Annotated in this window: 19 protein-coding genes and 1 tRNA gene; 7 read left to right on the top strand and 13 right to left on the bottom strand. The window is 52.8% G+C overall.

From position 1 onward, the window contains the following. Positions 1 to 76 precede the first annotated feature (76 nt). Positions 77 to 2,080, top strand: coding sequence for a DEAD/DEAH box helicase (locus tag KB213_RS05285; RefSeq protein ID WP_211681645.1), 2,004 nt, complete (start codon positions 77 to 79; stop codon positions 2,078 to 2,080). Continuing rightward, complete coding sequence (locus KB213_RS05280) at positions 2,007 to 3,395, top strand: class I SAM-dependent RNA methyltransferase (protein WP_346266671.1); 1,389 nt, start codon at positions 2,007 to 2,009, stop codon at positions 3,393 to 3,395. The genes KB213_RS05285 and KB213_RS05280 overlap by 74 nt, the downstream gene beginning before the upstream one ends. On the opposite strand, the gene KB213_RS05275 is transcribed toward KB213_RS05280, so the two are convergent. The 8 genes from KB213_RS05275 to KB213_RS05240 form a co-directional block, all read right to left on the bottom strand. After that, positions 3,340 to 3,696 (bottom strand): HesB/IscA family protein, encoded by a 357-nt coding sequence (locus KB213_RS05275; RefSeq protein WP_068172281.1) that lies wholly within the window; start codon positions 3,694 to 3,696, stop codon positions 3,340 to 3,342. The genes KB213_RS05280 and KB213_RS05275 overlap by 56 nt on opposite strands. 19 nt (positions 3,697 to 3,715) lie before the next feature. Next, positions 3,716 to 4,069, bottom strand: a complete 354-nt coding sequence (locus KB213_RS05270; protein ID WP_068172278.1) for an SUF system Fe-S cluster assembly protein — start codon at positions 4,067 to 4,069, stop codon at positions 3,716 to 3,718. A 7-nt stretch (positions 4,070 to 4,076) separates the two neighbouring features. Further along, positions 4,077 to 5,288 (bottom strand): aminotransferase class V-fold PLP-dependent enzyme, encoded by a 1,212-nt coding sequence (locus KB213_RS05265; RefSeq protein WP_211681018.1) that lies wholly within the window; start codon positions 5,286 to 5,288, stop codon positions 4,077 to 4,079. After that, positions 5,285 to 6,484 (bottom strand): Fe-S cluster assembly protein SufD, encoded by a 1,200-nt coding sequence (gene sufD / locus KB213_RS05260; RefSeq protein ID WP_211681016.1) that lies wholly within the window; start codon positions 6,482 to 6,484, stop codon positions 5,285 to 5,287. The genes KB213_RS05265 and sufD overlap by 4 nt, the downstream gene beginning before the upstream one ends. Continuing rightward, on the bottom strand, positions 6,481 to 7,251 hold the full coding sequence (gene sufC / locus KB213_RS05255) for a Fe-S cluster assembly ATPase SufC (RefSeq protein WP_068172271.1): 771 nt from the start codon (positions 7,249 to 7,251) through the stop codon (positions 6,481 to 6,483). The genes sufD and sufC overlap by 4 nt, the downstream gene beginning before the upstream one ends. Before the next feature lie 2 nt (positions 7,252 to 7,253). Further along, complete coding sequence (sufB, locus tag KB213_RS05250) at positions 7,254 to 8,738, bottom strand: Fe-S cluster assembly protein SufB (RefSeq protein ID WP_211681014.1); 1,485 nt, start codon at positions 8,736 to 8,738, stop codon at positions 7,254 to 7,256. Between the two features lie 11 nt (positions 8,739 to 8,749). Continuing rightward, the gene (locus KB213_RS05245; protein ID WP_211681012.1) at positions 8,750 to 9,226 is read right to left on the bottom strand and encodes an SUF system Fe-S cluster assembly regulator; all 477 of its coding nucleotides are present in this window, start codon (positions 9,224 to 9,226) and stop codon (positions 8,750 to 8,752) included. Positions 9,227 to 9,337: 111 nt separating this feature from the next. After that, positions 9,338 to 10,627 (bottom strand): DUF445 domain-containing protein, encoded by a 1,290-nt coding sequence (locus KB213_RS05240; protein WP_211681010.1) that lies wholly within the window; start codon positions 10,625 to 10,627, stop codon positions 9,338 to 9,340. Positions 10,628 to 10,810: 183 nt separating this feature from the next. On the opposite strand from KB213_RS05240, the gene KB213_RS05235 reads away from it, so the two are divergent. After that, positions 10,811 to 13,582: a phosphoenolpyruvate carboxylase gene (locus KB213_RS05235; RefSeq protein ID WP_211681008.1), complete on the top strand. Its 2,772-nt coding sequence runs from the start codon at positions 10,811 to 10,813 to the stop codon at positions 13,580 to 13,582. 80 nt (positions 13,583 to 13,662) lie between these two features. Then, the gene (locus KB213_RS05230) at positions 13,663 to 15,264 is read left to right on the top strand and encodes a S10 family peptidase (protein ID WP_211681006.1); all 1,602 of its coding nucleotides are present in this window, start codon (positions 13,663 to 13,665) and stop codon (positions 15,262 to 15,264) included. A 127-nt stretch (positions 15,265 to 15,391) separates the two neighbouring features. On the opposite strand, the gene fusA is transcribed toward KB213_RS05230, so the two are convergent. The 3 genes from fusA to KB213_RS05215 all read right to left on the bottom strand — a co-directional run bounded on the left by fusA (position 15,392) and on the right by KB213_RS05215 (position 19,889). After that, positions 15,392 to 17,494, bottom strand: a complete 2,103-nt coding sequence (gene fusA, locus KB213_RS05225) for an elongation factor G (protein ID WP_211681004.1) — start codon at positions 17,492 to 17,494, stop codon at positions 15,392 to 15,394. A gap of 200 nt (positions 17,495 to 17,694) precedes the next feature. Further along, positions 17,695 to 17,997 (bottom strand): 50S ribosomal protein L28, encoded by a 303-nt coding sequence (gene rpmB, locus KB213_RS05220; protein WP_068172235.1) that lies wholly within the window; start codon positions 17,995 to 17,997, stop codon positions 17,695 to 17,697. Between the two features lie 95 nt (positions 17,998 to 18,092). Continuing rightward, positions 18,093 to 19,889, bottom strand: a complete 1,797-nt coding sequence (locus KB213_RS05215; protein WP_211681002.1) for an ABCB family ABC transporter ATP-binding protein/permease — start codon at positions 19,887 to 19,889, stop codon at positions 18,093 to 18,095. A 39-nt stretch (positions 19,890 to 19,928) separates the two neighbouring features. Here KB213_RS05215 and KB213_RS05210 point away from each other — a divergent pair, with 39 nt between their 5' ends. The 3 genes from KB213_RS05210 to KB213_RS05200 all read left to right on the top strand — a co-directional run bounded on the left by KB213_RS05210 (position 19,929) and on the right by KB213_RS05200 (position 22,427). Next, positions 19,929 to 20,792, top strand: a complete 864-nt coding sequence (locus KB213_RS05210) for an NUDIX hydrolase (protein ID WP_211681000.1) — start codon at positions 19,929 to 19,931, stop codon at positions 20,790 to 20,792. Then, entirely contained in the window at positions 20,789 to 21,220 is a 432-nt protein-coding gene (locus KB213_RS05205; RefSeq protein ID WP_249110285.1) for a DUF3574 domain-containing protein, read from the top strand. The genes KB213_RS05210 and KB213_RS05205 overlap by 4 nt, the downstream gene beginning before the upstream one ends. Before the next feature lie 94 nt (positions 21,221 to 21,314). Next, positions 21,315 to 22,427 (top strand): AI-2E family transporter, encoded by a 1,113-nt coding sequence (locus tag KB213_RS05200; RefSeq protein ID WP_211680998.1) that lies wholly within the window; start codon positions 21,315 to 21,317, stop codon positions 22,425 to 22,427. A 24-nt stretch (positions 22,428 to 22,451) separates the two neighbouring features. On the opposite strand, the gene KB213_RS05195 is transcribed toward KB213_RS05200, so the two are convergent. Both KB213_RS05195 and KB213_RS05190 read right to left on the bottom strand, forming a co-directional pair. Then, positions 22,452 to 22,528 (bottom strand) — tRNA-Pro (locus KB213_RS05195). A 58-nt stretch (positions 22,529 to 22,586) separates the two neighbouring features. Next, a partial coding sequence (locus tag KB213_RS05190) for a hypothetical protein (protein ID WP_408903722.1) occupies positions 22,587 to 22,780 on the bottom strand: 194 nt, incomplete at its 5' end.

Here is a 22,780-nt window from a genome sequence, read left to right as displayed (position 1 = left end):
TTCCACCGAATCCACAGTAGAAATTTCTGCTGAACCAGAGGCTACCACAGCCCCTAAACGTCGCCGGACGACACGCATGAAAACAGCCCCAACTGATGGGGTTGAAACAGACGATGCCGCAGTCATCAAACCGGTACGTCGCCGCGGCCGCCCGAAAAAGGCTGACACTCTCAACGCCCTTGTGGAAGACACAGTTTCAGAACAGCCCGTGGCACCAGTTGAAGTTGAGCCCGCGATAACTGAGGCGCCTTCTACCCCACGTCGTCGTGGCCGTCCCAAAAAAGTGCAAGAAACTGTCGACGAGACGACACAGACCGATATTACCGAAGCCAAGCCTACAAAGAAAACACGACGTCCGCGCAAAACTGTAGCCTCTGTCGTGCCAGAAGAAGCATCAGTTGAACAAACTCAATACGAAGATGCCATTACTGCCGCCCCAACGGCAGAAACCGCCAAGACGGAACCAGCTAACACCACACAAAACGTGGAAAGCGCGCAGCCTGAAACTCTCCCAGACGCGGTAATCCCCCACCCCACCGCTGAAGATGACCGCCCGCTCTTTACTTCACTCCCCTTGGGTGAACCCATTATGCGGGCCATCCAAGAGTTGGGGTATCTACACCCCACTCCAATTCAAGCACAGGCCATCCCCGAAGTCTTAAAGGGGCACGATGTTCTGGGCGTTGCGCAAACAGGCACAGGAAAAACCGCCTCTTTCACGCTGCCAATGCTCGAAAAGCTCTCTGGATCACGCGCACGCGCACGGATGCCGCGTTCATTGATCTTAGAGCCTACTCGTGAACTCGCTCTCCAAGTTGCTGATAACTTTAAGCTATACGGCAAGTATTTACGCCTCTCCCACGCTCTGCTTATTGGCGGTGAAAGCATGGCAGAGCAGCGCGAAGTGCTAAACCGGGGCGTTGACGTTCTCATCGCAACACCAGGTCGTTTGCTAGACATGTTTGCACGTGGCGGCTTGTTAATGACGCAAACAAGTCTGTTCGTCATCGATGAAGCAGACCGTATGCTCGATATGGGCTTCATCCCTGATATTGAGAAGATCGTAACTCTTCTGCCACAACATCGGCAGACGCTTTTCTTCTCTGCAACAATGGCACCAGAAATCCGCCGCTTGGCCGATGCCTTCTTGCGCCAACCTGTTGAGATCACTGTATCACGCCCTTCCTCTGTGGCTTCCACCATCGAAGAAAAGCTGATCATTGTTGAAGAAGATGCTAAACGCCGCGCTCTGCGCAAAATGCTGCAATCCCTGACAGCACAAAATGCGATTGTCTTTTGTAACCGCAAACGTGACGTTGATATGCTTCAACGTTATCTGACAAAGCACGGCTTTGCTGCAGGCCACTTACACGGTGACCTTGCTCAGTCCTTACGGTTTGCCACGCTGGAACGCTTCAAAGCTGGTGACCTGCAAATCCTCGTTTGCTCTGACGTTGCCGCACGCGGCATCGATATCGGTGGCCTCTCTTACGTCTTCAACTATGACCTTCCCTTCAATGCTGAAGACTATGTACACCGAATCGGACGTACAGGCCGCGCAGGCAAGCAAGGACATGCCATCAGCATTGCTGCGCCAAAAGATCGGGAATTGGTAGAAGCCATTGAAGCTCTCATCGGTAAAACGATTGAGCCAACAACCTTCCCCAGCATCGAAACCATCAATTGGGACCACGTTCCTGCTGTCGAAGCTACGTCCACACCTCAAGCCGAGCCGATTCTTCAACAAGAAGAAGAGCACTCCCAAAACGCTAGCGAAGGCAAAAAGCGCAAACGTCGTCGTGGCGGGCGTAACAAACGCAACGGTCAAGACACGCCGCAAGACGCCACACCTGATGTCGTACCGACCAGCATTCCTCGCCAGGAAGAGCCCGTCCGTGCACATGGTGTTTCCATTGAGCTTGCTCCAGCATTTGAGAACGATGTGCCGCGTACCGGTTTCGGTGGCGATACCCCTGCATTCATGCTGATTCCACGCCGCCGCCGCAGTGCTGTTCCAACTCAAGATTCTGACCGTAACGCACCAATCCAACATGACGGACGGCATTACGGCGATGAATAATATGGCAAATGGCGTTTTAAACGCCAAAATCGAAGGCCTCGGCACAACGGGAGATGGCGTGTTTTACCATGATGGTAAAACCTATTTTCTACCGAACACGCTTCCTGGTGAAACAGTTTCATTCCGCTTCACCGGGGACACGCCTGAACTCATCGAGATTATCGAAACATCCAATAGTCGTGTCACACCGCCTTGCACCCTTTTTGATGAGTGCGGCGGTTGCTCTGTGCAACACATGACCTTGCCAGCGCTTTTGGAGTGGAAAGCAGATCGTATCACTCGTCTCTTGGACAGTGTCTTCGTTAACCCACCCGCACCAGAGCAATACCAAACACCCCCACGCACACGCCGCCGCATGGACCTTGCCATTCAGCGCGTAACAGGCGGTGTGCATATTGGCCTCCACGCACGTGCGGGCGATCCTATTGATATGACGGCTTGCGACGTGCTGGTGCCTGAGCTGTTTGAGCTGTTAACGCCTCTGCGTGACGTTCTTTCAGGTATCGGCGCTATCACCGGACGGGCTGACCTGCAAATCAACCTTTTGGATACCGGGCCAGATTTAACCCTCTCCACACCAGCCCCCTTAACCACGGCAGATCGTACCAAACTGGCCATCTTTGCACGTGAACACACGATTCGTCGTATCGCATGGACGCCACTCGGTAAACGTGAGATCGAAACAGTCGCCCAATCTCGTGCCCCTTATATTCGCTTTGGCTCAGCTGAAGTAACGCCTCCGCCCGCCGCTTTTTTACAAGCATCAAAAGAATCTGAAAAAGCGATTCAAGATGCCGTTCTGGCAGGCCTACCAGCACTCAACAAAAAAGATATTATTGTTGAGCTCTATGCCGGTTGTGGCACCTTAACCCTGCCCATGTCGGATAAAGGGCGTGTCATCGCATATGAAGGGGATGCTGAGGCAGCAGCAAGTCTACGCACAGCCTCTGGCGGACGACGTATTGATGCGCATATGCGTGACCTCGTGCGGCAGCCTCTTTTACCGCATGACCTCAAGACTGCACGCGTCGTCGTTCTTGATCCGCCCTATACGGGCGCAGGACCACAGATCGAGCCGCTCGCACGGTCAGCCGTGCGCGATATTATTTACGTAAGCTGCAACCCAGCGGCCCTGAAAAAAGATCTTCAAACCCTCCATAAGGCAGGGTTTGAACTCATCAGCAGCACGGTTGTGGACCAATTCTTATGGTCCACTGAAATTGAAACTGTTTTGGTGCTTTCACGCGATCCGAAACGGATCAAACGTGAAAACTCTCGCCGCAACCGCAGCGCCCCTTCTCATTCGGATTCTTGAATGTGAAGCCGGATTCGAGGTCCTTGACCTCGTAATCCATCACGCTACCGATCAAAAAGAGCGTAGCCTTATGGTCTACCAATAAGGTTACGCCTTGATCTTCAACGCGTTCATCAGTCGGCGCAGCTTCCGACACGAATTCCATTTCATACGACAAACCAGAACAGCCTCGCGTGCCCACACGCACACGCAGCAATTCACCTTTATGCGCCCCTTGATACAAAGCCTGTAAGCGCGTTGCTGCACGCTCAGTCAGTGTCATCATTGCAGGAAGCGGGCGGCGGGAAGCTGTTTCAGACATGCTATAAACTTCCGATCAATCAGAACATATTTAGCGCAAGACGCGCATCGTCACTCATACGACTAATATCCCACGGCGGATCCCAAACAATTTCCACCGTGACAGTCGTCGCCTCTGGCAATTGAGCAATCGCCTCACGAACCATCTCAGGCAACTCTTGCGCACTTGGGCAATTAGGGGCCGTAAGGGTCATTTCGACATGAACTCGGCCGTCATCATGCAAATCAATGGCATAAATCAGACCCAGCTCATAAATATTGACCGGAATTTCCGGGTCATACACCGTAGCAATCGCCGCAATCACGGCATCCTGATCTGGTGCAGATCCCTGAGTAGCCGGCACATCAACAGTCTCTTGCGGTTGATCGCTCATCACTCTCTCAACTTAACATCATATGGGCGCGCTCAAGGCCCACGCACAGAGCATCGATGTCTTCTTTGACAGAATACACACCAAAGCTCGCACGCGCCGTTGCATGAAGCCCTAATTTACGCACCAAAGGTTCCGCACAATGTTGCCCTGCACGAATGGCAATACCCATCTGATCAAGCAACGTTGCTAAATCATGTGGGTGCGCTTTCTCCATTACGAAAGACACCACACCACCACGCTGAGCAGGCGCACCCAAAACACGTACACCCTCAAGCGCATTAAGGCGCTCAACGGCATAATCCGTCAGGGCTTTCTCATGCGCTTCAATCGCGTCATAACCAATCCGCTCAACAAAACGAATTGCTTCCGCAAGCCCAATCGTTTCCAAAATCGCAGGCGTACCCGCTTCAAAACGATGCGGCACACTCGCCCACGTTGCACCTTCGAACGAGACACTCTGAATCATCTCGCCACCGCCCATAAAAGGCGGCATAGAATCGAGAAGTTCCATACGTCCCCAAAGCACACCGATGCCCGTTGGTCCGTATAATTTATGCCCCGTAAACGTAAAGAAATCGGCACCAATAGCCTGCACATCAACGGCGCTATGCACCACCGACTGCGAACCATCAAACAAAATCTTCGCGCCATGCGCATGGGCCAATTCTGCCAGTTTTTTTGCCGGCGTTACGGTCCCCAAGACATTGGACATCTGCGTAATCGCTACGAGAGCGACCTTGCCATCAGCCAACAATGCCTCATACGCATTCAGGTCGATATCCCCATTGTCCAGAATGGGAACAACCCGCAATTCAATACCGATACGATCCCGCAGCATCAGCCACGGAACAATATTCGCATGGTGCTCCAACTCAGAAATAAGCACCGCTTGGCCAGGCTTTAAAAGCCCACCAAAGCTATGCGCGACGAGGTTAATCGCCTCTGTACTGTTCCGTGTAAAAACAATCTCATGGCGATCTGGCGCGTTTAAAAACGCAGCAACAACATCACGGGTCGCTTCATAAGCTTCCGTCGTGCGCTCACTCATCCAGTGTAAACCGCGATGAATATTCGCGTATTGGTGATAAGCCGCTTTTTGCATAGCGTCCATCACACATATCGGCTTCTGCGCAGAAGCCGCGCTGTCTAAAAAGACAAGCGGCTTCCCGTGCACTTTTTCCTCAAGAATAGGAAATTGAGCGCGCAGTTCCGGCGTCACGATACAAAACTCCGCAACAGCAGATCGCGCAACGTGACATCTTCAACCAATTCAACAGCATCCAGCAAGAATGCCTGAACCAAAATATCACGCGCTTCTGCGGCTGGAACACCACGTGAGCGCAGATAAAAAAGCTGCTCATCATCCAGCGCACCAACCGTTGCACCATGACTGCACTTCACGTCATCTGCGTAGATTTCGAGCTCAGGCTTGCTGTTAATCTGTGCTTTCTCAGACAGTAGCAAAGCTTGGTTCATCTGATAGCCATCCGTTTTCTGGGCAATACGATCCACAAGGATCTTACCCTGGAAAACACCTTGGCCATTTTCGGACAGAACCGTCTTCACCGTCTGGCGTGAATTACAATCCGGTGCGGCGTGATGAATGAATGACGTCAGATCATTCAAACGCTCTCCATCCACACGTTGCACGCCATTGATATGCACTTCCGCATGACTTTCTGCGAGCGTTGCCGCCACTTCATGACGTGCCAGTGCACTGCCTTGATTTAGCGTAAAGCTGTTATAAACACCCTCACCTGAAACCTTGGCCGACACAAATGCCAGATGGAACGCATCCGCGCTATCACGTTGGATTTTTACATGCTGCAAACGTGCACCACGGCCAACTTCGATGCTCAAACGCGGGTTCGTCAGATAACGCCCTTCACCAGCATTCACTTCATACAGCGTTAGAGAAGCACCGTCCTCCAACACAATACGATGGTGCAGATGAGCGGAGACATCTGTACCCTTCGTGATATTCGCAAGGGTTAAAAAGCCCGCATCCTGCCCCGCAGGCACACGCAGCGCCACACCGTCAGACGCCAGAACATCATTCAGCAATACCGAAAAACGGCCTGCCTCTGAAGCCGCTTCAGACAAGGCAGGAAGTGCTTGCGCGCAAGGCGGCAAATCCGCCTGCACAACACGTCCATTCCCAAAGACTGCACGATGTCCGGTTTCAGGCAGCGGCAATGTCGCAAGTACGGCCTCCACATCAGCCTGCGTCACCACTGGCGCAGCCGACCACGCAATGGCGGACACGGCACGCAGCGGCGTATAGCGCCATGCTTCAACCCGGCGTGTAGGTACCCCGACTTGCTTCAGTGCATCGATCGATACATGCCCTGCCTCAGCGGCTCGCGCAACAAACGCGTCAAGCGCTGGGGCTGCCGGCAAGGTTGCTTGTGTCATACTGCGGCCTCAAGAAACTGAGCATAGCCTTGTTTTTCCAGTGTCTTCGCGACTTCTGGACCACCGCTATGGATAATGCGCCCCTTGGCCATCACATGCACACGATCAGGCACCAAATGATCCAACAGGCGCTGATGATGCGTAATCACCAAAGCGGAGAAATCAGGGCCACGCAGTGAATTCACGCCTTCTGCGACGATGCGCAGAGCATCAATATCGAGCCCGCTATCTGTCTCATCCAAAATCGCCAAAGAAGGCTGCAAAAGACGCATTTGGAGAACTTCGTTGCGTTTTTTCTCACCGCCAGAGAAGCCAACATTCACTGCACGCTTCAACATTTCGTCTGACATAGACAAACGCTTCGTTTCCGCACGTACAGCCTTCAAAAATGCGACTGCATCCAACTCATCTTGCTCACGAGCCCGGCGCACGGCATTCACCGCTGTACGCAGGAAGTTCGCATTGTTGACGCCCGGCAGTTCAACCGGGGCTTGGAACGCCAAGAAGACGCCCAGCGCAGCACGCTCTTCCGGCTCTAAAGCCAGTAGGTCTTCGCCCTTAAACAGCGCTGAACCACCTGTCACTTCATAATCATCGCGGCCAGACAGAACATAGGACAGGGTCGATTTACCCGATCCATTCGGCCCCATAATCGCGTGGACTTCACCCTTAGGGATGGTCAGATCAATCCCTTTGAGAATGTCCTTTGGCGTACCATCGGCATCGATACGAGCCTCGAGGCCCCGGATTTCAAGAAATTCAGACATTGTTAACCTACACTTCCCTCGAGGCTGATCTGAAGCAACTTCTGTGCTTCAACCGCAAATTCCATCGGCAGTTCTTTAAGAACCTCACGGCAGAAGCCGTTGACAATAAGCCCTACCGAATCTTCTTCCGACAACCCGCGTGAGCGGCAATAAAAGAGTTGATCTTCTGATATCTTAGACGTGGTGGCTTCATGCTCCACACGCGCTGTCATATTCCGGCTTTCAATATAGGGCACTGTATGCGCCCCACAACGGTCACCAATCAAAAGACTATCGCATTGCGTGAAGTTGCGTGCATGGCGCGCACGCGGTTGCATCCGCACCAATCCACGATACGTACTATCCGACTCACCAGCAGAAATCGTCTTCGCGATAATTGTTGAGCGCGTATTCGCCCCCAAATGAATCATCTTAGTGCCGGTATCCGCTTGCTGATGACCATTCGTCACCGCAACAGAGTAGAACTCCCCAACGGAACCTTCACCAGCCAAAATGCACGACGGATATTTCCACGTAATGGCCGAACCGGTTTCAACCTGCGTCCACGAGATTTTTGCACGTGCACCACGACAAATACCACGCTTGGTCACAAAGTTATAAATACCGCCACGACCATTTTCATCGCCGGGATACCAGTTCTGAACGGTCGAATATTTAATGGATGCATCATCCATCGCTACCAATTCAACCACCGCTGCATGAAGCTGATTTTCATCACGTTGAGGCGCTGTGCATCCTTCAAGGTACGATACACTCGCACGCTCTTCTGCAATAATCAGCGTCCGCTCAAACTGCCCTGTATTCCGCGCATTAATACGGAAATAGGTAGACAGTTCCATCGGGCAGCGTACGCCCTTCGGTACATAAACGAACGAACCATCCGTAAAGACCGCAGAATTCAAGGCCGCGAAAAAGTTATCACCAACAGGCACAACCGTACCAAGATACTTCTTCACCAATTCAGAGTGCTCACGAATAGCTTCTGATATTGGACAGAAAATAACCCCGGCTTCTTCCAACGTTTTGCGGAAGGTCGTCGCAACCGAAACACTATCAAACACCGCGTCCACAGCAACAGGCGGGCGCGCTTCTTCAGCGCCTTCCACACCGGCCAATAGTGCTTGCTCATGCAATGGAATGCCCAGACGCTCATACGTACGCAGCAACTGTGGATCAACTTCATCAAGGCTCTTAGGGCCCGGCTTTTTCTTCGGCTGAGCGAAATAATGCGCGTCTTGATAGTCAATCGGCGGATGGCTGACTTTCGCCCATTCAGGCTCTTTCATCTCCAGCCACGCACTATAAGCTTGCAAGCGCCACTCTAACATCCATGCGGGCTCACCTTTACGCTCCGAAATCAAACGGATGGTATCTTCATTCAACCCTTTCGGGGCGATTTCCATCTCGATATCGGTTTCAAAGCCCCATTCATAGCTGGACTTAGCAAGCTTTTCGACGGCCTCACGAGTTTCGGTAACGGCTGGCATGATCTTCGTCCTTACTTCACCGGTTCCACAACAGAAGAGGCAAAATCTGCATCCTCTCTCGTTGAACCGCCACGGGCACTTGATGAAACATCGTTAGGCCCTTGCATATCGGCAAGTGTGATACGGTTAAGCGTTTCAAGAATGGCATCATTTACCATATCCCACTGACCTGAGAGGCCGCATAGCGCACTGTGTTCACACTCACGCCCATCACAGCATGCTGTGATTGAGATTGGTCCATCCACAGCGGCAATCACCGTTGCGATACTGACATCCTCTAAGGAACGTGCCAAACGGTAACCGCCCCGCGCTCCACGATGGGAAATAACCAGTTGGTGCCCGGCCAGTCCCTTTAACAGTTTTGCTACAGTTGGCTCAGGCACGCCCGTTTCATGGGCCAGTGCCGACGCCGTAACCAGTTCTTCATAACGGCCTAACCGTACGAGAATAACTGTGGCGTAATCAGCAAGTTTGGAAAGCCTGAGCATCACACCCACTCAAACATTGAATTCACATTTAAGACTCATTGAGTCCTAATTGGAGTTGGGATTGCCCCATATCTTCTGGCCGGTCAAGATAATTGACGTACACCATGCCGCTCAAAGCCCCGCTACAACACGGAAGAACCCTTCCAACACAGCCCCCACCAAGAAGCCAACCACCGTACCGTTCACACGCACATAAGCGAGATCACGCCCGACACCCGCCTCTAACTGTGCAGAAAGCGCCTCACCATCCCACCGCGCAATGACCGACATCATAAAGGTTTTCATTTTTTCCCGCAGTTGCGGCAAAAAGGCGAAAACCCCACGTTCTATCAACGTATTTGCCTTCTGACGTATCCCCTCATTGCTCCGCAACATACTTGCAAGACCATCGACCGAACTAGCCAGTACAGCAGCACTCCACCCATCCGTACGCCGACTATCATCTTCCGCCATACGCCGAAACTTTAGCCAAAGCTCTTGGCACCACGCACGCAACACATCGTGTTGCAGCACAGAGGACACACCTTTCACAAATTCGTTATGGTACCCCTCACCACACTCCAACTTCTCAATTTCGCGGCACACCCAGCGCGTAAACCCCTGCCGCAGGGCCGAATCCATTGGGTCAATCCGCTCAATTTCTGTTTGCAGCGACTGAAACACCCGGCTTGCCACTGAACTCCCCAGCGCCCACCCAACAAAACGCCCACCCTGCTCACGCACGCGATCTTCAACGAAATCACGCAGTTCATCTTCTCGTGCCGCTAAAGCCTCTTGAAGCTTACTGATCAGGAAAGAAATCACCTCCTGATGCATCTCGCTCTCAACCATTGCGCGCAGCACACGCGCCACCAACGGCGCCATTTCTTCACCGTTCAGCGCAACAGCCATGATGTTTGCCATCGCAGTCCCTGCCCGTCCGTCCTCAATACGTGCGAACAGATCAGGCAAACTCCCCTGCAGAGCGAAAATTAAACTTTCTCGTGTCTGTGGGTCTTCCAGAACTTTCGCAACAAGACCCGGCACATCAACTTTGCGCAAAACACGCCGTATTTCATCATCCGCAAAAAGCTGATCGCCAACAAAGCGCCCTAAAGCACGCCCAAGCCGATCCTTCTGCCGGGGCAATATGGCCGTATGCGGGATTGGAATGCCCAGCGGATGCCGAAACAACGCCGTAACGGCAAACCAATCCGCCAAACCACCAACGACACCAGAACGTGTTCCCGCCCTAAGAGTATCCAACCAAAAATGGTGTTCTCCGGCGGCCCGCGTGCTTAGCCATGTCGTCACACCAGACGCCACGCCCATAATAACCAAAAGCGCCTCAGCTTTACGCTTAGGGGATACTCCTCCCTCTTGAGAGAGAGGCTTTACGGCGGATAAGCGAGATGTTTCCATACTCTCCCGTTACCATCATCCGTTTTTTCTGTCGCGCCCTTCTCCCTCGGAAAAGGCAGCTTTATGGGCAGGGGTGTTGCACAGCCGCGCAGGTCATGAAACAACCGTCAAACACATAACGTGCAGCCACAAACGGCTCCGCGCGTTATCTCAACGCAATTTTGTTTCAAGTGAGACCGTCCGATGTCCCAACTTAGTTCCCGGCTCGATCCCACCCTCTCTGCTCGTATTGAGGAACTCGTAGCCTCTCTTGAACAGGAACATGACGGCCTCGCCAGCGCAATTCAGCGTATTGAAACCCAGTTCCCTACAAGTACGAACGCAGACACCCTGCCTGAGCTCACAGATATCGTCCGTACCCTTCGTGATGAACTTTTTGTCGAGCGCGCAGAGAATTTACGCCGCTATGTCGGTCTGCAAGACGCCCCACCAGCAGAGCGCCTGACCAATGTCTCTCAAAAACTAGTGCAGCAGGCACAAACAGCCGAAGACTTGGCTCGCCCGGGGATCGCCGCAGTCTTTACAGCCCACCCTACTTTTGCTTTGGCCGATGATGTTTATGCTCATTTAGCAGAATGCGCGACATCACCAACAAAAGCAGTAGAACAGTTTACCACGCATCGCCGCGCCACTCCCCCAACACTTAGCCATGAACAAGGCCTAGCCCTTGACGCTATCTTGCGTGGCCGTGATGCTTTGGATGAATTCACAACATCCCTTCTCCAAGCCATGAAAGAACGATGGGGCGCTGACGCTATCGCCGCCATAGACCCATCTCCAATTATTTTGGCAAGCTGGGTCGGGTTTGATACCGATGGCCGTACCGATATCGGCTGGTGGGATACGCTCCGCATCCGCTTGGAATTAAAACTCGCACAACTTTCACGTTTAGACAGCAGCCTCTCCGCACTCGGCCTTGAGCACACAGCTCTCGCCATGCGTGTTCGCCGCGCCATTCAAGCAGTACGCACACAGCACGAAGCTTGCCCTACAGGCCGCGATGCGAGCGTTGAGCAAATCCAACACTTTGCCCTCACGCTGATTGCCCATCACGAAGCCGCTCTCGATCACGCCCAAGCCCTAGCACCACTCTTCCGTGATGCTGCATCCGGCCTAAACGAAGAGCAAACCCTAAGACTGCACACGCTGCGCGCTGGCTTTATGAGCCACGGGCTTGGCATTGCGCACATCCACACACGCCTCAACGCAGCACAGATCTATAACGTCGCCCGTTCACGCTTAGGCCTGTCAGATGACCCAGCCCTGCCACGCCGCCGCCGTGTCCTTATGTCAAAAATCAACACGGCGCTGGATGAACTTACACCACGCCCCGTTGATTTCGGCGCCCTTCTGACAGAAACAGCCTCTGCTGCGCGCCTAATGATGACTATGGCGCAAATCCTCAAACATGTGGATAGCGGCTCCCCCATTCGCTTCCTCATTGCAGAGACCGAAAGTGGCTACACGCTGCTCGCTACGTTGTGGCTGGCACGCCTCATGGGCATCCAAGACCACCAAATCGAAATTTCTCCACTATTCGAGACGGAAAGCGCACTCGAAAACGGTGAAACCATTCTGGAAGAGGCCTTCCACTCACCACATTGGCGGAACTACCTTCGTGCCAATGGTCGCCTTTCCTTACAATTCGGCTATTCCGATTCCGGTCGCTATGTCGGGCAACTCGCGGCTACCAACTTGGTCGAGCGCCTCCGTATGCGGACCCTGGCCCTTCTCAAGGAACATGACCTTGAGGACGTCTCTCTCACCTTGTTTGACACACACGGAGAAAGCATTGGCCGCGGCGCACACCCCTTCTCACTCAGCCAGCGCCTGAACTACTTCTCTCCTGCACGAACACGCGCGGCCCTACATCAGGCAGGCATCCGCCATCGCGTCGAAACAGCCTTTCAAGGTGGTGATGGCTACACCTTGTTCGGAACACATGAGCTCGCATCATCAACCCTCGCAACGCTTGCCGAGCACATCACAGACATCCCCGAAGCGCACGAAGATCCCATCTACACGCGCCCTGATTTTGCCGCCGACTTCTTCTCAACCATCGCCCTTGATATGGCCGCATTGGTTGATGACCCCGGTTACGCAGCCTTGCTCAGTGCATTCGGCCCATCCCTCGTGGATAAAACCGGATCACGCCCCTCCGCACGGCAATCAGACGCGGCAACGGTGACACAAATCACCCACCCCAGCCAACTCCGCGCTATCCCGAACAACGCCATTTTGCAGCAGCTCGGCTGGTGGGCAAACGTACTCCACGGTTTAGGCAATGCAGCCCAACGCCACCCGGAAACCTTCGAAGAGTTACTCCAAGCCTCCCCACGCTTCCAAGGAGCCATGGATTTTGCGCGCCAAGCCCTTGCACATTCCGATCTGGATGTACTGCGTGCCACCATCCGCCAGCTTGACCCAGGCACATGGCTCGACCGTGCCACACAAGCTGAAGATGAAGAAAAACGACAATCCTACCTGACCATCTCAGATGGTCTCGAAGCGCTACGCTTCTGGACCAGCGCCCCCGCCATGTTCCGCCGGATTCAAGCCGACAATATTGCCCTGCGCAGTGTATGGCCAGAAGCCCCACGTATGGCTGCACGTGAAAAGCTTCTGCACGCTCTACGCTTTGCTCTTATTAACCGCATTTGGCTCTTAGCGTCCCAAATTCCTTATTTCGGACCACGCTCCAACCTAACCCGCGATGGCATTACTCAATTAGCTCTATGCCTTGATGTCCCACGTATGCTGCATATTCTGGAAGAACTCTTCCCTCTTGCGGCCCCAAGCATTGCCCATATCAATTTTGGTGAGCCACGGGATCAAGAAACAACGGAGGGATTTACGGCAGAACATGAAGAGCTTTTCCGCCCTCTAGCACGCCATTTTGAACTCCTGCGCGAAATTGGCATCGCTATCATGCATGCAAACCGTGCCTTCGGCTAAGATAAAGACACACAACCTATCTTGTCGACAGCGTAACGTCTGCTAGGAAAAGAGCTTAACGTCAGCACGGAAGTACCTCCATGTTTCGTAAAGCTCTTCTTTCTAGTCTTGCATTTTCAATGCTTTCCTCCACCGTACTGGCTGCTACACCTGAGCAGCCAGCATCAACAGTTAGCGCCAACGCTGATAGCGTAACCCACGGCACTGTTGTGGTGGACGGGACAACCATTGCCTATCGTGCCGTTGCCGGGACCATCCTCGTCCACGGCACCTCATATGATGACTCATCTGACATACTGAGCAAGCGCGGCGTAAAACTGCCTGAGCCAAAAGATGATGATGCGAAAAACCCACCCGTCGCATCCATGTTCTACACAGCATATTTCAAAGATGGCGCCCCTTCCGCACGCCGCCCCATTACGTTCTTGTATAATGGCGGCCCCGGATCAGCCTCTGTATGGGTACATATGGGCACATTTGGCCCACGCCGCGTGAATACCCCAGGTGACACACACCTTCCGGCTGCCCCATACCAGCTCATCAACAACCCACAATCTCTACTCGATGTATCAGACGTTGTTTTTGTTGATGCGCCCGGAACAGGTTTCTCACGCATTGGCGGAAAAGACGCTGCGAAAACCTTCCTCGGCGTTGATGGCGATGCCGAAGCCTTTACGCATTTCATCGCGCAATTCTTAGGGAAATATGACCGCTTCAACTCACCCAAATATCTTTTCGGTGAGAGCTACGGCACAATGCGTTCTGCTGTGGTCATCAATAACTTAGAACAAGAACAGAATATCGACTTCAACGGGGTTATCCTGCTGTCCCAAATTCTTAATTACGACAACAGCGCAGATACACCACAATTCAACCCCGGCATCGATAATCCTTACGTCCTAGCATTACCAACATATGCCGCCACGGCATGGTATCATAAGGCCCTCCCGGCCACACATCCGGACCTCAAAACCTTCCTTGCCGAAGTCGAACACTTTGCTCTGAATGACTACACACTCGCACTTGCACAAGGCAGCGATCTGTCAGAGCAACAACGTACAGCCATTGCTCAGAAACTGCACGATTATACTGGCCTTCCTGTAGATTATATTCTCAAATCTAACCTGCGCGTAAATGGTGGCCAGTTCGAGCAGCAACTCCAAGCCACGACTGGCACTGCAACAGGCCGTCTGGACACGCGCTATTCTAGCCCAACAATCGACCCCATGAGCAAGGAAGTGGAATACGATCCACAATCTAGCGCCATTAGCTCTGCTTACGTCACGTTGTTTAATGACTATGTCCGCACAACACTCAAATATGGCTCAGATGAAGCATATCATCTGTTCAATACCGCAGCAGGACACTGGGACAACAAACACACACAACCAAGCGGCTATCCCTCCGAAGGCGTCCCGAATGTTATGGCTGACCTCGCCATGGCGATGAAAACCAACCCCAACCTGCATGTTATGCTCAACGCGGGCTATTACGATCTCGCAACCCCATATTTTGAGGGTATGTATGAGATGAAACACCTACCCATTCCGGCTGCACTGCAAAAGAACATCGAATACGCTCAGTATGATTCCGGCCATATGGTGTATGTGGACCCGAAATCTCTGCAGCAACTGCACGACAATGTCGCAACCTTCATCCGCAAAACGGATAACCTACACTAACGCAACAATCATGGCAGGTGAGGCCCTCTCACCTGCCAGCACATAACGCGACCACAGCACATTGCATAAAAAAACCCCGCCAGCAGTACTGACGGGGTTTTTTCGTATCCTAAAGAGGATGGAGCAATCAGGAAGACTGCGCCATGATCTCTTCTGCCACGTTGCGCGGCACTGGATCGTAGTGATGGAACTGCATGGTGAAGGATGCACGACCCTTCGTTGCAGAACGCAGATGTGAAATGTAACCAAACATTTCCTTCAGCGGAACCTGCGCACGGATCATAACCGTTGAACCTGACGTTTCTTGGCTCTGAATGATACCACGACGACGGTTCAAGTCACCTACAACGTCACCAACGTGATCGTTCGGCGTGGTGATTTCCACATCCATGATCGGCTCAAGAATAACCGGACCAGCCAGCTTCATACCTTCACGGAAGCAAGCCTTAGCCGCGATTTCGAAGGCCAGAGCCGACGAGTCAACGTCATGGTACTTACCGTCAAGCAACGTGAACTTGAAGTCCACCGTTGGGAAGCCTGCCATCACACCCGTTGAGGACTGGTTACGAATACCCTTCTCAACAGCCGGGATGTATTCACGAGGAACCGCACCACCAACAATCTTGTTTTCGAAGATGACTTCGTCCGGCTTGTCAGAAGGAGCGAACTCAATCTTGACTTCAGCGTACTGACCCGAACCACCAGACTGCTTCTTGTGGGTGTAGGTGTGAACATATGGCTTCGTGATCGTCTCACGATATGCCACCTGCGGCGCACCAATGTTCGCGTCAACGTTGTATTCACGACGCAGACGGTCAACGATGATGTCGAGGTGAAGCTCACCCATACCGGACAGAATGGTCTGGCCCGTTTCTTGGTCTGTCTTCAGCTGCAGGGAAGGATCTTCCGCCGTCAGCTTCTGCAGAGCCAGCGTCATCTTTTCAACAGCATCCTTGGTCTTCGGCTCAACAGAAATGTCGATCACCGGAACCGGGAACTGCATACGCTCCAGAACAACTGGGTCAGCTGCGTCTGCCAGCGTATCACCCGTAACCGTGTCCTTCAGACCAACGAACGCAGCAATGTCACCGGCACCAACCGACTTCACTTCCTGACGCTTGTCAGCATGCATTTGGAACATACGGCCAACACGTTCCTTGTGGCCCTTCGTCGTGTTCAGCACTGTATCACCAACGCTCAGAACACCACGATAGACGCGAACGAAGGTCAGCGTACCGTATTTGTCAGAGATGATCTTGAACGCAAGACCTGCGAACTTACCATCTGGGTCAACCGGAACGATCGGCAGGAAGTTTTCGTCAACTTCTTCGTCTTCCGGTGGAGCAATACGAATACCTTCAACTTCATCCGGAGCTGGCAGGTAGTCGATTACTGCGTCAAGCAAAGGCTGAACGCCCTTGTTCTTAAACGCCGTACCACACATGACCGGACGGAATTCGCCGCTGACAGCACCCTTCTTGATGCACTTCTTCAGGGTAGCGATGTCCACTTCACCCTTTTCGAAGTACTCTTCCATAGCTGCATCATCAACAGCCAGAGCTGTGTCGAGCAGGTTCTGGCGAGCTTCCTCAGCCTTTTCCTTCAGGTCAGCTGGGATTTCTTCGTAATGGAACTTAGCGCCGAGTTCGCCGCCTTCCCATACGATCGCACGCATTTCAACCAGATCGACTACGCCGACGAAGTTTTCTTCAGCACCAATCGGCAGCTGCAGCGGGATAGCAACGATATCGAGCTTTTCTTTCAGCGTGCTGAAAGCGTAGTCGAAGTTCGCACCCGTACGGTCGAGCTTGTTGATGAAGATGATACGCGGAACGTTGTAACGATCTGCCAAGCGCCAGTTCGTTTCAGACTGCGGCTGAACACCGGCCACGCCTTCAATCACGAAGATAGCGCCGTCAAGCACGCGGAGCGAACGGTTCACTTCAATGTTGAAGTCAATATGGCCCGGCGTATCAATGATGTTGATGCGGTTACCGTTCCACTCACACGTCACAGCAGCGGACGTAATCGTGATGCCACGCTCACGTTCTTGCGCCATGTAATCGGTGGTGGTGTTACCGTCATGCACTTCACCAATACGGTGAGACACGCCCGTGTAGTACAGGATACGCTCGGTTGTTGTGGTCTTGCCGGCGTCAATATGCGCGGTAATACCGATATTGCGGATCTTCGAGAGAGCCGATTTGGCTTCCTGAACGGTTTCGGACACGGATAACCTCCAAAATACAATAAAAGGTGCTTCAGCCTCAACTGAAACACCTCCGCCGCAGCCCGTAGGGGCTGAACCTGACATATCCCAGTGGCGGTGGAATGACCCAGACCGCCACGGTTTTCAAGTGCAATCTCTATACCAAAATGCCGATAACTGAAAATTTTTCAGCTTGACACGCCATCAGGCATTGAGAGCCTTCAGGCGGACTGGACGGCCTTGCGCTCCTGCACACGCAGAATACGACGCTTAATAACCTTAGCTTCGACAGGAAGCTTGCGATCAGGCGTACCAAGCAGGAACGAATCCAAACCACCGTTGTGTTCGATGGTACGAATGCCGTTTGTTGACAAACGCATACGAACTGATGCTCCGAGAATGTCAGAAACCAGCGTGGCTTCTTGCAGATTCGGAAGGAAACGACGGCGGGACTTGTTATTGGCGTGGCTGACGTTATTGCCCGTCAGCACGCCCTTGCCCGTGACTTGGCAACGGCGAGACATATGAGAACTTTCCTCGATGCTGGATGACGCTGGACGTCTGTGCCCGGCGCGTTCCGTAAATCAGGCGCGGCTTATGGCGAAAGATAGCCCTTCCGTCAAGCCCTTATCGTAAATTGGCCGCCCTGCGCTCGCCACATTTTGGCATATTGCCCATCCAAATCCAATAATTCTGCATGGGTTCCGCGCTCTATAATGCGCCCTTCATCCATAACAATAATCTGATCAACCCCGGCCACCGTGGACAAACGATGCGCGATAATCACGGTGGTTCTCGTCCGTGAAAGAGCGTCCAACTCATGTTGTATGGCAGCCTCTGTCTGCGTATCCAAAGCGCTTGTTGCCTCATCCAACAGCAGAATACGCGGGTCTTTAAGCAATACACGCGCAATGGCCACACGCTGCTTCTCTCCACCCGAGAGCTTTAAACCACGCTCTCCCACAACCGTTTCATAGCCCTGAGGTAAGGTGCAGATAAAATCATGGATTTGCGCCCGCCTTGCCGCATCCTCGATGGCACTTTGAGCCGCACCGGGAAAACCATACGCAATATTTTCGCCAATCCCCGCATTGAACAAAACCGTGTCTTGCGGAACGATTCCTATAACGCGCTGTAAATCCGCTTCTGCAAACGCTCGCACATCATGCCCATCGACCTGCACTACCCCAGAAGATACATCAAACGCACGCGTCAAAAGACGCCCTAAGGTCGACTTCCCCGACCCCGTATGCCCCACCACAGCTAAAGACGAGCCTGCGGGCACCCGTAATGTAACACCCTTCAAAATTTGCCGATCAGTATCATATCCAAACGCAACATCATCAAACACGACAGACGCCGCCCCCCCATCCTTCAATCTCGCAGGAATATGAATAGGGTTTTGGGGGGGGGCAATTTCAGAACGTTGCGCCAACAACTCCAAATAATTTTCCAAATCTACGCGCGCATTTTGCCAACCCGCACTGACATAATTTAATGAACCGACAGCCGAATACAGACTGCGTAAATACGCCCCAATCAAAACAAACTGCGCGACACCGAGATGATGGTGCATCACGTCTTGCGCCGCAAAAACGAACAAAATTGCCGTTGTCAGCGCAATCAAAAGCCCCCGCGTTGCCTGCGACAGATTAACCAACCAGTTAAGCCGTATGTCAGCATCACGAAAGACTTTTTGCGCCTTATCATAGCGCTGAATTTCATAATCCGCGTTACCGAAGCTGCGTACCGTCTCAAAATTTAGAATACTGTCCAATAAACGGTGCTGCGCTGCACCACTACACACATTGCGCCGCCGCCGCGCCGCCATACGCGCACGGGTAAAAGCATAAGAAATGCTCGAATACACCGCGATAGCCGCCAACAGAACCAACAAATACCGTGCGTGAAAAAATCGTATAATCACCACAAATGTCATCAATAATTCTAAGACATTGGGCAGCACATTGAACAAGAATAAGTTCAATACGCTCTCCACAGCCGAAACCCCACGATCCAAAATTCGTGTAATAGCCCCCGTCTGCCGGTCCAAATGGTAACGCACACTCATGCCGTGCAAATGCCGCAAACCTAACAAGGCCAAACGGCGCTGTAATTCTGATTCTACCGGCTTAAACACGATATTCCGCAGAGGCGTTGCTAAAGCGATCACACATCGTAGCACCGCAAACTCTGCGACAAGCCACAATACAGCTCTCATCTCAGGGCGCACAGATAACACCCCAACAATACGACTCAGCACCACCGGTGCCCAAACCGTGAGCGCACTCTCCACAACCAGCAATATAATGGCACTAGCCACACGGAGCGCACATCCCCTCAGTCGCTCGGGACGGATCAAAGGCCATAACTGAACGAGGGAAAGAGCCTTAGGGGCATCGAATGTTTTGGGCATGAGCGATATAATGCCGTAGCCTATCCCGTCTTTGCAAACATGACGCCATTTGGCGCTACGAGTACCAACCCAACGATGACCTCACACATCACCCCCTTCCTTGAACATATTCATGCCTGTAATCAGGCCCAACTGCCCGGACAACGCGCCCCCTTTTTCTGGCGTGATGAACAAATCGGATGGGTCTCCCCCGATATTGCACATGAACTCCGTAGCCTAAATGCCAACACGGGCAATATTCTCGGCATTCAAGACACAGGTGCCTTACGCCCCCTAGCACTCACTCTTGCGCAGCGTGGCCTCTATAAACTGCACCATGAAGATTTTGATATTCGCAATAAGGCGGGTGACATCATCGGGCAGGTTGATCGCGGCGCCATCCCTATTCTTGGCCTCGCGGCAGAAGGTATTCACCTCAACGGCCTCGTAGAAACCAATCGTGGCCCTCATCTCTGGGTTGCGCGCCGGAGTATGGACAAAAAGCTCGACCCTGGAAAACTGGATCATCTCGTTGCCGGGGGAATGAGTGCGGGCCTTACCCCTTCGACAACCGTCATCAAAGAAGCCGAAGAAGAGGCAGGCATCCCTCCCAGCTTAGCTCAGCAGGCTAAACCCGTTAGTCGCATCCAATACGCTATGGAGCGCCCTGAGGGGCTTAGACGGGATGTTCTCCACTGCTACGACCTCATCTTGCCCGAAACATTCCGCCCGACCCCCAATGATGGTGAAGTTGAAAGCTTCCACCTCCTCCCTCTGATGGAGGTTTTCGAACGCGTACGCAGCACGCATGATTTCAAATTCAACGTTAATCTTGTGCTGATTGATCTCTTTTTACGCCGCGGCCTATTTTCACCACAAGATCACACCCTCATCCATAACGCTCTACATCCGATTGCATCATGATGACATTACGCTCCCTGCTCACCGCCTGCCTTCTCCCCCTTACCCTCGGCGGCTGCATTGCTCCTGTAAACGTTGTGCCCAGCCTTTGCCTCTCCATGAGGGCCACCAAAATGCTGGATATTCACATGATGTTCGGCCTCACAAAGCCTAATGGCCAGCCCATCTCAGACGCAGAATGGCAAGGCTTTACGCAAAATGTCATCACCCCCCTTTTCCCAGCGGGTTACTCTATTCTTTCGGCCGATGGACAATGGCGCGATACCCAGACCGGTGCCATCACACATGAACCATCCCGCGTCTTATGGATCGCAACACCTGATCGCCCCAATCTTCAGCACGACATCACGCTCATTCGAGAGCGCTATAAGCAAGATTTTGATCAACAATCCGTTGGCTTAACCATCGAAAACGAGTGCGCTTCTTTCTAATCCAACCTGAATATCATTGCAGCCTCTAGCCACTCTTAGGCGTTCTTATCTTTTGTGATAGTGCTGATAGCGCGCTTACTGACATGAGGCTTCAATGACCGAAACACCTTCGACCATCAACGAGGATGTATCCAAAAGCGTATTGCAGCGACGAGCACGCGGCTTTCTTGCTCTGTTCTTCGTCGCCATCGCTTTATACACTCTTCACAACTTCCTCCCGGCCCTCTTATGGGGCAGCGTTTTTGCCATCGCCCTATGGCCACTATACAAAAATCTAGAACGCAAATTCGGTACCGGCGAGTGGCTTCCACTGCTGTTTACCGTTGCTGTTGCGCTGATTTTCCTAGCCCCCTTGTCACTCCTCGGCGTTAAAATCGCGGATGAAGCCCATAGCGTTCTCCTATGGGTCGATGATGTACGCCATAATGGCATTCCCGCCCCAGAATGGCTCGGCCGCCTACCTTTCCTCTCCACCCAAGCATCCAATTGGTGGCAGGCACATCTCACAAGTCCAGAACGCGTCTCTAATTTTATGCATTCCGTGGATGTCGGCCATAGTATGCAGGTCACGCGTCAGGTAGGTTCACAACTCGCCCAACGCGGTATGGTCTTCAGCTTCTCGATGCTGACGCTCTTTTTCCTTTTGAAAGACGGTGACTACGTCATCCGCAAAGCCCTGCTAGGCTCACAGCGCCTCTTCGGGAAACAAGGCGAAACCATCGCGCGTCAAATCGTCTCATCCGTTCACGGCACTGTATCCGGGCTTGTTCTTGTCGGCCTCGGCGAAGGCGTGATCATGGGCATTGCGTACGCACTCACAGGCGCACCACAGCCTCTGATTTTTGCTATGATTACCGCAGTCGCTGCCATGATCCCTCTTCTGGCATGGCCTACAGTTGGTATCGTCGTTCTTCTGCTGCTCATCAAAAGCGGAATGGTCAGCGCAATCATCGTCGCTGCATTAGGCTCAATTGTTATCTTCGTAGCCGATCACTTCATTCGCCCTGCCCTTATTGGCGGCAGCACACAACTACCCTTCCTTTGGGTCTTGCTCGGCATTCTCGGCGGCGCAGAAACTTGGGGGCTGCTCGGCCTATTCCTTGGCCCAGCCATCATGGCCTCACTGCATCTGTTGTGGATGCTCTGGACCAGCGACAAAACAGAAACGATCATCGGTACACCCGATGAGGTCTCTGACAATGCATAACTTGTAAGAAAATTACCGCAGGACTGGTCGGGCAGGCGGGATTCGAACCCACGACCCCCAGTCCCCCAGACTGATGCGCTACCAGGCTGCGCTACTGCCCGTCCTGCGGTGGCGGTTATGTAGCAGTGTCTGCCCCATTGCGCAATGGGGCAGATTTACTCAAACCGGCAAAAGTTTTCTTAAACGCCGTAACTCTTCCAAAACTTCGCCCAACTCGCTTTTAAGCGTCAAGTTTTCGGACGTTAAACGCGCCAAGCGCTCTTCATACTCTACGACACCCGACGCTGCAGCATCATGGGCATCATGGGCATCATGGGCATCATGGGCATCATGGGCATCATGGGCATCATGGG

This window comes from Neokomagataea anthophila (assembly GCF_018122595.1).
In the GTDB taxonomy this organism is placed as follows: Bacteria; Pseudomonadota; Alphaproteobacteria; order Acetobacterales; family Acetobacteraceae; genus Gluconobacter; species Gluconobacter anthophilus.
The sequence above is the reverse complement of the archived record's forward strand: the minus strand, read 5'-3'. Positions and strand labels throughout refer to the sequence as shown.

Coding starts and splice junctions, on each gene's coding strand:
- KB213_RS05275 (WP_068172281.1), bottom strand. CDS start 3,696: ATGTCTGAAACAGCTTCCCGCCGCCCGCTTCCTGCAATGATGACACTG.
- KB213_RS05240 (WP_211681010.1), bottom strand. CDS start 10,627: ATGGAAACATCTCGCTTATCCGCCGTAAAGCCTCTCTCTCAAGAGGGA.
- sufC (WP_068172271.1), bottom strand. CDS start 7,251: ATGTCTGAATTTCTTGAAATCCGGGGCCTCGAGGCTCGTATCGATGCC.
- KB213_RS05235 (WP_211681008.1), top strand. CDS start 10,811: ATGTCCCAACTTAGTTCCCGGCTCGATCCCACCCTCTCTGCTCGTATT.
- sufD (WP_211681016.1), bottom strand. CDS start 6,484: ATGACACAAGCAACCTTGCCGGCAGCCCCAGCGCTTGACGCGTTTGTT.
- KB213_RS05210 (WP_211681000.1), top strand. CDS start 19,929: ATGACGCCATTTGGCGCTACGAGTACCAACCCAACGATGACCTCACAC.
- sufB (WP_211681014.1), bottom strand. CDS start 8,738: ATGCCAGCCGTTACCGAAACTCGTGAGGCCGTCGAAAAGCTTGCTAAG.
- KB213_RS05200 (WP_211680998.1), top strand. CDS start 21,315: ATGACCGAAACACCTTCGACCATCAACGAGGATGTATCCAAAAGCGTA.
- KB213_RS05285 (WP_211681645.1), top strand. CDS start 77: ATGAAAACAGCCCCAACTGATGGGGTTGAAACAGACGATGCCGCAGTC.
- rpmB (WP_068172235.1), bottom strand. CDS start 17,997: ATGTCTCGCCGTTGCCAAGTCACGGGCAAGGGCGTGCTGACGGGCAAT.
- KB213_RS05245 (WP_211681012.1), bottom strand. CDS start 9,226: ATGCTCAGGCTTTCCAAACTTGCTGATTACGCCACAGTTATTCTCGTA.
- KB213_RS05205 (WP_249110285.1), top strand. CDS start 20,789: ATGATGACATTACGCTCCCTGCTCACCGCCTGCCTTCTCCCCCTTACC.
- KB213_RS05270 (WP_068172278.1), bottom strand. CDS start 4,069: ATGAGCGATCAACCGCAAGAGACTGTTGATGTGCCGGCTACTCAGGGA.
- KB213_RS05230 (WP_211681006.1), top strand. CDS start 13,663: ATGTTTCGTAAAGCTCTTCTTTCTAGTCTTGCATTTTCAATGCTTTCC.
- KB213_RS05215 (WP_211681002.1), bottom strand. CDS start 19,889: ATGCCCAAAACATTCGATGCCCCTAAGGCTCTTTCCCTCGTTCAGTTA.